7 protein-coding genes are annotated in these 13,702 nt (G+C 73.1%); 3 read left to right on the top strand and 4 right to left on the bottom strand.

What is annotated here, in order from left to right; genetic code table 11:
- The first annotated feature begins 122 nt into the window (after positions 1 to 122).
- Positions 123 to 6,533: a type I polyketide synthase gene (locus tag ABZ370_RS09430; RefSeq protein ID WP_358618552.1), complete on the top strand. Its 6,411-nt coding sequence runs from the start codon at positions 123 to 125 to the stop codon at positions 6,531 to 6,533.
- Between the two features lie 47 nt (positions 6,534 to 6,580).
- Here the strand turns inward: ABZ370_RS09430 and ABZ370_RS09425 are convergent, their stop codons facing one another.
- From ABZ370_RS09425 to ABZ370_RS09410, 4 genes are all read right to left on the bottom strand, one after another.
- Positions 6,581 to 7,948 (bottom strand): Gfo/Idh/MocA family oxidoreductase, encoded by a 1,368-nt coding sequence (locus ABZ370_RS09425; protein ID WP_358618550.1) that lies wholly within the window; start codon positions 7,946 to 7,948, stop codon positions 6,581 to 6,583.
- 54 nt (positions 7,949 to 8,002) lie between these two features.
- Positions 8,003 to 8,827, bottom strand: coding sequence for an alpha/beta hydrolase (locus ABZ370_RS09420; RefSeq protein ID WP_358618549.1), 825 nt, complete (start codon positions 8,825 to 8,827; stop codon positions 8,003 to 8,005).
- Between the two features lie 414 nt (positions 8,828 to 9,241).
- Positions 9,242 to 10,405 carry an acyl-CoA dehydrogenase family protein gene (locus ABZ370_RS09415; RefSeq protein WP_358618547.1) on the bottom strand — a complete coding sequence of 388 codons (1,164 nt, stop codon included), beginning with the start codon at positions 10,403 to 10,405 and terminating at the stop codon, positions 9,242 to 9,244.
- A gap of 41 nt (positions 10,406 to 10,446) precedes the next feature.
- The gene (locus ABZ370_RS09410; RefSeq protein WP_358618546.1) at positions 10,447 to 11,661 is read right to left on the bottom strand and encodes a CaiB/BaiF CoA-transferase family protein; all 1,215 of its coding nucleotides are present in this window, start codon (positions 11,659 to 11,661) and stop codon (positions 10,447 to 10,449) included.
- Positions 11,662 to 11,807: 146 nt separating this feature from the next.
- Between ABZ370_RS09410 and ABZ370_RS09405 the strand changes: the two genes are divergently transcribed.
- Both ABZ370_RS09405 and ABZ370_RS09400 read left to right on the top strand, forming a co-directional pair.
- A complete protein-coding gene (locus ABZ370_RS09405; RefSeq protein WP_358618545.1) occupies positions 11,808 to 12,782 on the top strand; it encodes a LysR family transcriptional regulator in 975 nt (324 codons plus the stop codon).
- The gene (locus tag ABZ370_RS09400) at positions 12,779 to 13,606 is read left to right on the top strand and encodes an alpha/beta fold hydrolase (protein WP_358618544.1); all 828 of its coding nucleotides are present in this window, start codon (positions 12,779 to 12,781) and stop codon (positions 13,604 to 13,606) included. The genes ABZ370_RS09405 and ABZ370_RS09400 overlap by 4 nt, the downstream gene beginning before the upstream one ends.
- The last annotated feature ends 96 nt before the right edge of the window (positions 13,607 to 13,702 follow it).

Raw genomic sequence — 13,702 nt, 5'->3', positions numbered from 1 at the left:
GCGGCTCTGCGGACATCCGTTGCGGACCTCCTCTGCGACACCCTCGGCGGACACCCTCAAAGCCCGCCCCGCTCCCTCCGGCCTCCCACCCCATAGGCCGAAACACCCTCACGGAGACCCTGATGCGTCAGAACACCCCTGCCTCCGCACGCCCGCCGACCCGCATAGCGGTGGTCGGCATGGGCTGCCGCCTCCCCGGCGACATCGACTCGCCCGCCGCCCTGTGGCGCCTGCTCGCCGAGGCGCGGGACGCGGTCGCCGCGGCCCCCGCCGAGCGCACCGCCCTGTGGGGGCCGCCGCCCGCCACCGGCCCGGCGGACGGCTCCGGCCTGCCCGCCGTCGGCGGCTATCTGCGCGAAGTGTCCGGCTTCGACGCCGACTTCTTCGGCGTCTCCGGCCGCGAGGCCGACGTTCTCGACCCGCAGCACCGGCTGCTGCTGGAGGTGGCCTGGGAGGCCCTGGAACACGCCGGAACACCCCCGGACCGGCTCACCGGCACCGCCACCGGCGTCTTCACCGGCCTCAGCTACAACGACTACGCGGACCGCCTCGAGCGGCACACCCAGGAGCAGCAGGGCTCGGCCCTGTCCAACGCCCACTGCGTCGCCGCCGGCCGGATCTCCTACCTCCTCGGCCTCCAGGGACCCTGCCTCGCCCTGGACACCGCCTGCTCCTCCTCCCTGGTCGCCGTGCACCTCGCCGCCCAGGCGCTGCGCACGGGCGAATGCGACCTGGCCCTCGCCGGTGGCGTCACCCTGATGTTCGAACCCAGAGTCACCCGCTCCTTCGACCGGATGGGCATGCTCTCCCACACCGGCCACTGCCACGCCTTCGACGCCGCCGCCGACGGCTTCGTACGCGGCGAGGGCTGTGGCATCGTCGTCCTCAAACGCCTCCCCGACGCCATCCGCGACCGGGACCGTATCCTCGCCGTGCTGCGCGGCTCCGCCGTCAACCAGGACGGCCACTCCGACGGACTCGCCGCGCCCTCGCCCACCGCCCAGCGCGCCCTGTACGAGGAGGCGCTCGCCCGCGCCGGAATCGACGCCCGCGACGTCGGAATGGTGGAAACCCACGGCACCGGCACCCCGGTCGGCGACCCCGTCGAATTCGGCAGCCTCGCCCAGGTGTACGGCACCGGCCGCGACCGCTGCGCCCTGGCGTCCGTCAAAACCAACCTCGGCCACCTCGAACCCGCCGCCGGGGTCACCGGCCTCATCAAGGCCATCCTCTGCCTGAACGAGGGCCTCATCCCGCCCAATCTGCACTTCACCCGATGGAACCCGGCCATCGACGCCGACGCCACCCGCTTCTTCGTTCCCCGGGAACTCACCCCCTGGCCCGTGCGCACCGGCCCCCGCCTCGCGGCCGTCTCCTCCTTCGGGTTCTCCGGGACCAACGCCCATGTGGTGCTGGAACAGCCACCCGCCACCCCGGCCCGCCCCGGTGTGCGGCGGCCGCGCCACACCACCGGCGCCACCGACCCGCACATCGTCCTCCTCCCGGCCGGGTCCCCCGCCGCGCTGCCGGTCGCGGCGCGGCGCATGGCCGACTGGCTGGAGGGCGACGGCGCGGCCGTACCGCTGCGCGACATCGCCCACACCCTCGCCCTGCGCCGGGCCGCGGGCCGCGGGCGGCTCGGCGTCACCGCCACCACCCACGGCGAACTCATCCAGGCCCTGCGGGCGTTCGCCACCGGCCAGGCCCACCCCGCGGTGGTGACCGGCGCCGTGGGCGCCGAGGTGTCCCGGCGGCCGGTGTGGGTGTTCTCCGGACAGGGCTCGCAGTGGCCCGGCATGGGACGCGGACTGCTGGAGCGCGACCCCGCTTTCGCCGCGGCGCTGGCCGAGGCCGATGAACTCATCGCCGCCGAGACCGGCTTCTCGGTGCTCGACATCATCCGCGCGAGCGAGCCGGTGACCGGCTGCGCCCGCGTCCAGCCCGTGCTGTTCGCCCTGCAGACCGCCCTCGCCGCCACCTGGCGCGCCCACGGCGTCGAACCCGCCGGGGTCATCGGCCACTCCATGGGCGAGGTGGCGGCCGCAGTGGTGGCCGGGGCGCTCTCCCTGGCCGACGGCGTCAAGGTCATCTGCCGCCGCTCCGCGCTCCTCACCCGGATCGCCGGAAACGGCGCCATGGCCACCGTGGGCCTGCCCGCCGACGAGGTGCGGGCCGAACTCGGCACCGCCGAAGGCCGCGTCACCGTCGCCGTCATGGCCGCGCCCGGCTCCACCGTCGTGGCCGGGGACACCGCACACGTGGAACGCCTCGTCGCCGACTGGGAGGCCCGTGGCGTCCCCGCGGCCCTGGTCGCCGTCGACGTCGCCTCGCACTCCCCGCAGGTCGACCCCCTGCTCCCCGAACTGCGCACCGTCCTGGCCGATCTGACACCCGGGCGGCCGCGCATACCCTTCTACACCACCGTCCTCGACGACCCGCACGACCTGCCCGCCTTCGACGCCGACTACTGGTGCGCCAACCTCCGCCGCCCGGTCCGCTTCTCCGCCGCGCTCGCGGCCGCCGCGGCCGACCGCCACGTGGTGTACGTGGAGATCTCCCCGCACCCCGTGGTCACCCACCCGGTCACCCGCACCCTCGCCGAGCTGACCCGGGACCCGGTCGTCCTGCCCACGCTGCGCCGGGGCGAGGACGAGGCCACCACCTTCCGCACCCAGCTCGCCGCCCTCCACTGCGCGGGCGTCCCCGTCGACTGGGCGCGTCTGTACGGGGACGGCGACCTCGCCGACGTCCCCGTCATCACCTTCGACCGCACCCCCCACTGGGCCATCCCCGCGCTGCCCGAGCCCGCCCCCGGCACGACCGGCGGGCGCGCCGGTGAACTGCCCGGCAGCCACACCGAAGTGCCCGGCGAAGCCCTCCGCCACTCCTGGCGCGCCAGCACCGGCACCGCCACCCTGCCCTGGCTGGACGACCACCGGGTGCACGGCACCCCCGTCCTGCCCGGCGCGGGCTACTACGCGCTCGCTCTCACCACGGCCTGCCAGGTCTTCGACGCCGCCCCCACCGAGGTCGAGGTCACCGATCTGCGCTTCCACGAGCTCCTGACCATCGCCGACCACACCGACCTCAGCACCACCGTGACCGTGGCCGCCGCCGACCGCGCCACCTGCGAGATCTTCGGCCGAGGCGAGGACGGCACCTGGATCAGGCAGGCCGGTGCGGTACTGCGCCGCCTCGCCACACCCGCGCGGCCCCGCCCCGCCTCCGTACGCACCCTGGCCCTGCGCCACCCCGTCCCCGTCGAACCGGCCGTCCTGTACGCCAATCTGCGGGCCCGGGGCATCGAACACGGCCCGGCGTTCAACGGAATCACCGAGATGCACACTTCCCGCCTCGGCAACAGCTTCTGGGCCCGGGTACGGATACCCGACGCCGCCCGCACCCCCGGACACGCCCTGCGCATCCACCCCGTCCTGGTCGACCTGTGCGCCCAGCTCCTGGTCGCCGGGCTGCTGAAGGACGCCGATCAGGGGCTGGTGCTCCCCGTCGGAATCCAGACCGCCCGCGTCCTGGGCGACCCCGCCACCGCCGTCTACTGCCACGCCCGCGTGACGGCCGAGAGCACCGCCGGGGTCCTTGTCGGCCATATCCGGCTGCTCGACGGGGAAGGCCGCCCGATCGTCGCCATCGACGGGCTGCGGATCGCCCGCCGCGCCGCGCGGCAGAACACCGAGGTCGACCAGTGGTTCCTGGAGGTCGGCTGGAAACGCGCCGCGCTGCCCGCCCCGGACTCCGCACGCCCGCCCGGCCACTGGCTCGTCGTCGGCGAGGGCGACGGCTCCGCCCACGCCGCGTCCGACGCGCTGCGTGCCGCCGGAGCCACCACCCGGGTCTGGGACCCGCCCCTGGACGACACCCGGCTCGACGACCTCCGCGACGACCTCATCGCCCGGCTGACCGGCCCCGGCGCCCTGCCGCGCGGCGTCGTCGTCCTGTGCGGCACTCCGCCGCGTTCCGACGGCGACGACAGTGGCGACGGTGGCGGCGGCGACGCGCTGCGCCGCACCCGGCGGCTGCTCGCCACCGCCCAGGCCCTCGCCGCCGGTCCAGCCGGTTCCGCCGGTCCCACCCGTTCCGCCGACGCCGCCGATCCGCCGCGCCTGTACGCCGTCACCCGCGGCGCCCGGGCCGTAACACCCGAGGACGTGCCCGACCCGGCGCAGAGCGCGCTGCGCGGGCTGGTGCGGGTGCTCGCGTACGAACACCCGGAGCTGCGCGCCACCCTGGTCGACACCGACCCGGCCGCACCGCTCGACCTCGTCCCCGAACTCCTCGCCGACGCCACCGAGGACGAGATCGCCCTGCGCGGCGGAACCCGCCACACCGCCCGGCTCGCCTACGCACCCCTGACCGACACCGAACGCACCACGGCCGCCGCCCGCACCGTACGCTGCGGCACCGACGGCTTCCGGCTGCGGGCGGGCCGCCTCGGCGACCTCGGCACCCTGGAGCTCGCCACCGCCGGGCGGCGCCCGCCCGGTCCCGGCGAGGCAGAACTGCGCGTCCTGGCCGCGGGCATGAACTTCCGCGACGTCCTCACCGCCATGGGCCTGCTCCCCGGCGAAGGGGACGTCCGCTACCGGCTCGGCTTCGAATGCGCCGGTGAGGTCACCGCGGTCGGCCCCGGCGTCGACCACCTCCGGGTCGGCGACCGGGTCGTGGCGGCCGACGCGCGCGGCGGCACCTTCAGCTCCTTCGCCGTCGTACCCGCCGACTGCACCGGCCCCATCCCCGAAGGCTTCGACCCGGCCACCGCCGCCGGACTGCCCCTCGCCTTCCTCACCGCCTGGTACGCGCTGCGCCACATCGGCCGGGTCACGGCGGGCGAGCGGGTGCTGATCCACTCGGCCACCGGCGGCACCGGGCTGGCCGCCATCGCCGTCGCCCGGCTGCTGGGCGCCGAGGTGCTGGCCACCGCGGGCAGCGAGGAAAAGCGCCGCTATCTGCACTCCATGGGCATCACCCACGTCATGGACTCCCGCTCGCTCGACTTCCGCGACGAGGTCATGGCGGCCACCGGCGGCGAGGGCGTCGACATCGTCCTCAACTCCCTGTCCGGCGCGGCCATCCGGGCCGGTCTTGAGTCACTGCGCCCCTTCGGCCGCTTCATCGAACTCGGCGTCCGCGACATCCTCTCCGACGCCCCGCTCGGCCTCTCGCCGCTGCGCCACAACATCACCTTCAGCGCGGTCGACCTGGTGGAACTCCAGACCTCCCGCCGCGAGGTGTTCGCCACCGCGCTGCACGAGGTGCTCGACGAGTTCGCCGCCGGACGCCTGAAGCCCCTGCGGTGCACCACCTATCCGCTGGCCGACGTCACCGAGGCGTTCCGGCAGATGGCGGGCGCCCGCCACCTCGGCAAGCTGGTGCTGACGCTCCCGCAGCAGGGCGAGGTCGGCGCCGTCCTGCCCGACGGGCCCGCCCCGGTGCGCGAGGGCGGCACCTATCTGATCACCGGGGGGCTGCGCGGCCTCGGCCTGGCCACCGCCCGCTGGCTGGCCGGCCAGGGCGCGGGCCACCTCGTGCTCAACGGCCGCACCGCACCCACGGGTACCGACGCGCAGACACTCGGCGAACTGTCGGCCACCGGCACCAAGGTCACCGTCATCCTCGGCGACATCGGACGCCCCGGCACCGCCGACCGGCTGGTGGCCGCCGCCACCGCCGACGGGGCACGGCTCGACGGCGTCGTCCACTGCGCCATGGTCCTCGACGACGCGGCGGTCACCAACATCCGCGAGGACCAGCTGCGCCGGGTGTGGACACCGAAGGTCACCGGGGCGTGGCGGCTGCACCGCGCCACCGCCGGAACGCGGCCCGACTGGTTCGCGGTGTTCTCCTCCATGGCCTCGCTGCTCGGCAACCCCGGGCAGGGCGCCTACGCCGCCGCGAACGCCTGGCTGGACGGCTTCGCCGCCTGGCGCTCCGCCCAGGGCCTGCGCACGCTGACCGTCAACTGGGGCCCGTGGGGCGAGACCGGCGTCGCCACCGGCTTCGCCGAGCGCGGCTACGACACCATCCCCACCGACCAGGGGCTCCGCGCGCTCGGCACCCTGCTGGCGTACGGGCGAGTGCACACCGGTGTCATCCCCGGCGAGCCCACCAGCTGGATTCCGGCCGCCGGGCGCCACTCGTCCCTGTTCGGCCTGCTCGTCCCCGGCGACGGCCACCCGGCCGACACCCGGGAGGACACCGGCGACATCCGGGCCCGGCTGACCGCCGTCCCGGCCGGACTCGCCCGCCGCGCCGCCCTGGAGGCGTATCTGACCGACCACATCCGGGTCGTCCTGCGGCTGAGCAGCACCACCCTGGACCCGCAGACCCCGCTGAAGTCCCTCGGCTTCGACTCGCTGCTCGCCATGGAGCTGCGGGTACGCCTGGAAACCGGCCTGAACATCAAGCTCGCCGCGAACTTCGTCTGGCAGCACCCGACCGTGGCGGCTCTCGCCGTCGGCCTGGCCCAGCACATGGGCCTGGAACTGACAGCACACCAGGAGCGGTTGAGCGCCTAGTGTGCCGTCCGGGTGGCGGGTGCCGGGTCAGCGAGTCCACCGTGCGCTCACACCGGCACCACCTCCGCCGTGGCCACGGGCTTTCCGGTGACAAACGATTCATTCGCGGCCAGACCGGTGACCAGGGCCAGCGCTCCGTCCGCCTCGGTGGCCCGCTGCTTCGACGCGTCGGAGGCGTCGGCGGAAGGCGTCCCGGTGGCCGCCGCCGAGACCGCCCCGTCCAGGGGGCCGTACAGCGCCGTCAGCATGCGCTCGTCGCCGCCACCGTGCCCCGCGTGGTCGAATACCGGCAGCTCCACCTCGCGCGGCGGCTCCCACAGCGGGCGCAGCACCACCCGCGGGCCGCCCGCGTTGGCGAGCGCCTCGTCGCCGTGGATCGTGCCCCGGCCGGAGGTGGTACCCAGCACGGGCGGCTGCCACCGGCTCTCCTCCACCTCCAGCTCCAGCCTGCCGCGGGTGCCGTTGAACATCACCCGGTAGCCCTCCCAGGGGGAGTACGCGGTCAGGTGGTACGTCATGGTGGCGCCGGTGTCGTAGCGCACCAGCAGCGACATGTCGTCCTCGATGGTGATGCCGTCGCCGAACACATTGCGGTCCCGGTGGTAGCCGTCCGCCCCCTCGGCGTCGAGGTACAGCGAGCGCAGCGCGTCGTTGTCGGCCAGCTCCAGCGCGAACGGGTCGTCCTTCGCGGCGGACGCGCCGTGGGCCCGCTCGTACTCGCGGCGGTAGCCGCTGCGGTCGCCCGCCTCGCGGCCGTAGAAGCCGAGCCTGCCGTAGCCGAAGACGTCCCTTGGACGGGCCCCCAGCCACCAGTTGACCAGGTCGAAATGGTGGCTGGATTTGTGCACCATCAGCCCGCCGCTGTGCTGCTTCTCGCGGTGCCAGCGGCGGAAGTAGTCCGCGCCGTGCCGGGTGTCCAGCAGCCACTCGAAGTGCACCGACAGCACCTCGCCGATGGCGCCCGAGGACAGCTGCCGGTGCACTTCCTCGTGCACCGGGTTGAAGCGGTAGTTGAAGGCCACCGCCAGATGGTTGCCGGTCTCCTCGACGGTGCGCAGGATGCGGCGGCACTTGGCGGCGTCGGTGGTCATGGGCTTCTCGGTGACCACCCGGCATCCGGCCCGCAGCGCGGGCACGATGTAGGCGTCGTGCAGCGCGTCCACGCAGGTCACGACGACTTCCTGGATGTCGTCCGCCCGCAGCCGCCGCTCGAAGTCCTCCGGACTCCAGGCGGCCGCCTCCGGCTCACCGGCCTCCTTCAGCAGCCGCTGGTGGTGGGCGACGCGCACCGGGTTGGGGTCGCACAGCGCGGCCACCCGCAGCCCGGGGCGGCGCGCCAGCGCCGTGGTGAACATCTGCGCACGGGAACCGGTGCCCACCACCACGGCCCGGGAGGGAGTGTTGCCGACGGTCATGCGTCCTCCATAGGAAGTCGATCAACGCGTGCGCAGGATAGGCCGATCCCGGGCTCACCACCACGGGTCCGGCACCTTCCCCTGGAAGTCGGCGATGCGGGCCCACATCACCGGCGGGTTGGAGTACATGGGGAAGTGTCCACAATGCGGGATCTCGGCGAGCTCGACGCCCGCCGCGGCGAGCCGTGGCAGATAGGACAGGGATGCGTTCTGGTCGCCGTACATGAACATCCTGGGAAACGGCAGCCCCAGGAACGTGGTCATGAGGTCTGCGTGGTCGCTCAGCTCGACCATCGACGCGAAGATGCCGCGGACCGCACCGGCGCGGACCTTGTGGGGCAGGCCGGAGGCGAACAGCGGGGCGGCGTAGGCGGGCGAGCGCCGGTTCCGCTCGATGAACCCGTCGAGGAAGGCTTCGTCGTCCGCTGCCGGGTGGGAGACGATCTGCCTGCTCAGGAAGGTGTCCTCGGGCGCCACGTTGCCCTCGATGTCGACGAAGCTGAGCACCCGGCCGGGGTGGCGGGAGGCCAGCATCAGGGCCGTGAGCCCGCCCATCGAATGCCCGACGAGATGGAAGCGCTCGATGCCGAGCCGGTCGAGTACGGCCAGCGCGGTGTCCACCAGGAATGGGATCGAGATAGCCGTCAGATCACCGCAGACGGTGTCGCCGCAGCCGGGGGCGTCGTAGGCCACGACCGGGTGTCCGTCGAAGACGGGGTGGCGCGCGATGTCGGTGTAGTCCTCCTTGGTCGAGCCGAAGCCGTGCAGGAACAGGACCGGAGCCCGTGTCCCGGAGCGGTGTGCGGTCGCGACGTCGAGTGCCACACCGCCGACGGTCAGCTCCTGCCGTGTCCAGGTGAAGGCGTTGCTTGGCTGCATGGTGTGTTTCTCTTTCTCAGGTTCTCTGTGCGGGCAACGCGTGCCGTACGAACTGCGCCACCAGCGGGCTGGGGTCCGTCGCACGCCGGACACGGCCGGCTCGACGAGGCGGGCGCGGGGTACGAAGGCCACGCCGGTTTCGTCGGCGACCTCACGGGCCTCGCCGACATCGCGGCAAGCCCCGTCGGCCACCACGCCGCGTACCCCGCGCAGGGAGGGGGCCCAGGCTCAGCAGTCCGCCCCAGCAGGACACGTCCGTGCGCCCGCCGCCCGCGATCACCAGGATGTCCTCGGGGCCGCTGATGGCCACGGCCGAGGTGGCGATGTGCGCCCCGGAGGGGCCCGGGGTGCCCGGCGCGAGTGTGAAGCTCCTGATGTGTATGGCGGCGATACGCGGAGCGACTTGATCAGGATTCATTCCAGCCCGCCGCGCTTCACGAGCTGGTTCGCGATCACATTCCGCTGGATCTCGTTGGTGCCTTCACCGACGATCATCAGCGGTGCGTCGCGGAAGTAGCGTTCCACGTCGAACTCGGTGGAGTAGCCGTAACCCCCGTGGATGCGGACGGCGTTGAGCGCGATCTGCATGGCGGTCTCGGAGGCGAACAGCTTCGCCATGCCCGCCTCCATGTCCACGCGCCGTCCCGCGTCGGCCTCCCGCGCCGCGTGCAGGGTGAGCTGCCGGGCGGCGGTCAGCGACGTGGCCATGTCGGCGAGGTAGTTGCCGATCGACTGGTGCCGCCAGATCGGCTTGCCGAACGACTCGCGCTCCTGCGCGTAAGCCAGCGCGTCCTCGAACGCCGCCCGCCCGACGCCGAGCGCGCGGGCGGCCACCTGGAGCCGGCCCGTCTCCAGGCCCTTCATCATCTGGGCGAACCCCGCGCCCTCCACACCGCCCAGGACCGCGTCGGCCGGGGCGCGGTAGCCGTCGAAGGAGAGTTCGCAGCTCTCGACGCCCTTGTAGCCGAGCTTGGGCAGGTCGCGCGAGACCGTCAGGCCCGGCCCGTGCTCCACGAGCAGGATGGAGATGCCCTGGTGGGCGGGGGTGGCGCCGGGGTCGGTCTTGCAGAGCAGGGCGATCAGCCGGGAGCGGCGGGAGTTGGTGATCCAGGTCTTCGACCCGTCGACCACGTAGCCGTCGGTGTCCTTCCGGGCGACGGTGCGCATCGCCTGAAGGTCGGAGCCGCCACCCGGTTCGGTCAGCGCCATGGTGGCCCGGACCTCCCCGGTGGCCATCTTCGGCAGATAGCGGCGCTTCTGCTCCTCGGTGCCGAAGTCCAGCAGCAGTTTGGAGACCACGGTGTGGCCGCCCATCGCGCCCGCCAGACTCATCCAGCCCCGGGCCAGCTCCTCGGTGACCAGGACGTAGCAGGGAGTGGAGACCGGGGTGCCGCCGTACTCCTCGGGGATGGCGAGCCCGAAGACGCCGAGCTGCTTCATCTGCCCGATCAGGGCCTCGGGGTAGGTGTCGGCGTGCTCCAGCTCCCGGACGACCTGTTTCACCTCCCTGTCGACGAAGTCGTGCACCGTGCTGACGATGAACCGCTCGTCCTCGGAGAGGGTGTCGAGGGTGCTCATGCTGTCGCGCTCCTTGGCGAGGGGATGTGACCGGCAGGGGCTCAGACGACGCGCTCGGCCCGGAGGCCGCTGATCTCGGCCGCGCTGTGTCCCAGCGCGGCGAGGATCGTGTCGGTGTGCTCGCCGAGGGCCGGAACGGCGTCCATCCGGGCCGTGACACCGGCGAGGTCCACGGGCGGCAGCAGCGCCGGAACCACCGCCCCGGGGATGGGCACATCGCGCCAGCGCTCCCGGGCGCCCAGCACCGGGTGGTCGAGGAATTCCCCGACGTCGTTCACCCCGGCGTTGGCGATGCCCGCCTCGTCCAGCAGACGGCTCACCCCCGCGCTGTCCAGCGCGCGGAACCGCTCCGCCACGATCGCGTTCAGCTCCTCGCGATGGGCCACCCGGGCCGATCCGGTGGCGAACCGCGGATCGTCCACCAGCTCCGGGCGGCCCAGGAACCGGTCGCACAGCGCGCCCCACTCCCGCTCGTTCTGGATGGAGAAGAGCACTTCCTTGCCGTCGGCGGCCGGGTAGGCGCCGTACGGGGCGATGGTGGCGTGCTGCGTGCCCATCCGCGGTGGCTGGGTGCCGCCGTGGCGGGTGTAGTAGGCGGGCTGGCCGACCCACTCGGCCAGCGCCTCGAACAGCGAAACCTCCACGGCGCGGGCCACCCCCGTGGTCGCCCGGGTGAACAGGGCCGTGAGGATGCCCGAGTACGCGTACACACCGGCCGCGATGTCGGCGATCGACACCCCGACCCGGGCGGTGTCCCGGGCGGTACCGGTCAGCGAGACCAGCCCGGTCTGGCACTGCACCAGCAGGTCGTAGGCCTTGCGGTCGGCCCACGGGCCGCTGGTCCCGTAGCCGGAGATGGCGCAGGGGATGAGCGACGGATGGCGCTCGGCGAGGGCGTCCGCCCCCAGACCCAGCCGGGCGGCCGCGCCGGGGGCGAGGTTCTGTACGAACACGTCGGCCTCGCCGAGCAGCCGCTCCACGATGTCCCGGCCACGGGCCGACTTCAGGTCCAGGGTCAGGGATTCCTTCGACCGGTTGAGCCACACGAAGTAGCTGGACTCCCCATGCACGGTGGTGTCGTACCGCCGGGCGAAGTCACCGCCGTTCGGGCGCTCCACCTTGATGACCCGTGCGCCCAGATCGGCCAGCTGGCGGGTGGCGAAGGGGGCTGCCACCGCCTGTTCGAGGCTGACGACGGTGATGCCGGAGAGCGGAAGCTCGGTCACGGGACGACCTCCAGACGGCTGGCCGGACATGCTCCTCCAACTGGCCCGACACCCTCGCTTCCCGGTGTTCCGAGCCCAGTGTCATCATGGACACTCATGACCGTCCCAGTGAAATAGCAATCCGTGATGTACCCATGCGGAGTGCGGATGCCCCCGGAGGGCAGAGGGAGCAGGCGGTGGACGTCAGACAGCTCAAGGCGCTCGTCACGGTCGCCGAGGCCGGGAGCGTCACCCGGGCCGCGGACCTGCTCCACCTGGTGCAGCCCGCCGTGACCCGGCAGATCCGCACCCTGGAGCAGGAGCTCGGTGTCCCCCTCTTCGAGCGCACCCGGCAGGGCATGCGGCCCACGGAGGCCGGGAGGATCATGGTCGACCGGGCCCGCCGCGCCCTGAACGAGCTGGAGCGCGCCCGCGCGGAGGTGCAGCCGACCCCGGGCGTGCTGACCGGCATCGTCACCGTGGGCCTGCTGGAGAGCACCACCGACCTGCTGGCGGAGCCGCTGGTGTCCGCCCTCGCCCGGGAGCAGCCGGGCATCGAGCTGCGCCTGATGACGGCGTACTCCGGACACCTCCAGCAGTGGCTGGACGACGGTGACCTGGACCTGACCCTGCTCTACAACCTGGCCAGCACCCCGTCGCTGAACGCCCGCCCCCTGGTGCGGGAGAGCCTGTGGGTGGTCGCGCCACCGTCCGAGGGCCTCCGCGCCGATCGTCCCGTCCCGTTCGCGCGGGCCGCCGCGCATCCGCTCGTCATGCCCGCCTCCGGCCACGCCCTGCGCAGCCTGATCGACGGAGCCGCCGGACGGGCCGGGATCGAGATGGACGTCGTCGTGCAGACCAACTCCATGCGGGTGCAGAAGCACCTCGTCCAGGCCGGACACGGCTGGACGATCCTGCCCGGGATGGGTATCGCCGAGGACGTGGCCCAGGGCACGCTGAGTGCCGCACCGCTGTGCGAACCCGACGTGTGGCGCTCGATCGTCCTGGGGACCTCGCGCGCCGGGCGGACACCACCCGCGGTGGACGTCGTCGCCCGGGAACTGATCCGGCACATCGAATCGGCCGTGCGCGAGGGCAGATGGCCCTCCGCGCAGCTGCACCCGCACCCCGCGCGCATCGACGACGCGACGAGAAAGGCGAAGAACACGTGACGCACACCGATACCGGCCGGCGAACCCACGGACACGCCCGTGCCCTGGACGGCACCCCGCTGGCCTACCAGCGCGAGGGAACCGGGCCACCGCTGGTGCTGCTGGCGGGCCAGGCGAACAATCACCACTGGTGGGACGGCATACGAGCGGACTTCCACGCCACGCACAGCACCCTCACCCTCGACTGGCGAGGCACCGGGGACAGCGGAAAGCCCGACGAGCACTACTCCACGCGGGGCCTCGCCGACGATGTGATCGCCGTCCTCGACCACCTGGGCATCGACCGCGCCGACCTGTACGGGACCTCCATGGGAGGCCGGGTGGCGCAGTGGGCCGCCGCCCGCCACCCGGACCGGATCGGGCGGCTGGTGCTCGGCTGCACCTCACCCGGCGGGCCCCACGCCACCGAGCGCGACAACGCCGTACGCCGCTCCCTGGTCCAGCCCGACGCACAGGCGTCCCGGGAAGCGCTGATCGACCTGATGTACACCCCGGCCTGGCGGTCCGCGCACCCCGGCCCGTATACGACGCTCGGCGACCCTGGCATGCCCCCGCACGCGCGGCGGCGCCACCTGGTGGCCAGCAACGAACACGACGCCTGGGACGTACTGCCCCGGATCGGCGCGCCCACGCTGATCCTCCACGGGGACGACGACCGGCTCACCCCGGCGGCCAACGCACCGCTGCTCGCGTCCCGTATCCCGGGTGCCCGTACGCACCTCTTCGAGGGCGCCCGGCACGGCTATTTCGAGGAGTGCCGGGCGCGGGCGAGCGCGATCGTGTCGTCATTCCTGGCAGCGTCCCCGGCGGAGCCCGCTTCCTGAACCCCGAGCCCTGAACCCCATGCCATGACCGCATGTGTCCATCACCGCTTTCTATTGTTCAACCCCGGCCATCAGCCCACATGATGTGGGACGACC

The sequence above is a fragment of the Streptomyces sp. NPDC005962 genome, from assembly GCF_040629205.1.
In the GTDB taxonomy this organism is placed as follows: domain Bacteria; phylum Actinomycetota; class Actinomycetes; order Streptomycetales; family Streptomycetaceae; genus Streptomyces.
The sequence above is the reverse complement of the archived record's forward strand: the minus strand, read 5'-3'. Positions and strand labels throughout refer to the sequence as shown.